Origin of the sequence: Psychrobacter sp. W2-37-MNA-CIBAN-0211 (assembly GCF_040309405.1) — a bacterium.
GTDB lineage: Bacteria > Pseudomonadota > Gammaproteobacteria > Pseudomonadales > Moraxellaceae > Psychrobacter > Psychrobacter glaciei.
This window is the reverse complement of the sequence record NZ_JBEOOU010000644.1, coordinates 1-230: the sequence shown is the minus strand read 5'-3', so window position 1 is coordinate 230 and position 230 is coordinate 1. Positions and strand designations below refer to the sequence as shown.

1 pseudogene is annotated in these 230 nt (G+C 50.0%); it reads right to left on the bottom strand.

Annotated elements, in window-relative coordinates:
- A pseudogene (locus AAEY72_RS16590) lies at window positions 1-230 on the bottom strand (iron ABC transporter permease); the annotation flags it as partial.

Sequence of the window (230 nt, the reverse complement as noted above, 5' to 3'; positions counted from 1 at the left end):
GGTAATGGGCATCTCTTTCATCACTTCCACAAAGCCCATCAATAATGCCGTTAGCACTCCTGGGCTAAGCACTGGCAATACCACTTGTCGCCAACGCTGCACGGGACTATCGCTCAGCAATTCAGCCGCCGCTTCTTGATTGACCGTTAGCCGCTGTAATTGACGATCAATCGGCTGGAAGCTCACCGTCATGAAACGAGTAGATAAAGCCAGTAACATCACAATGACAC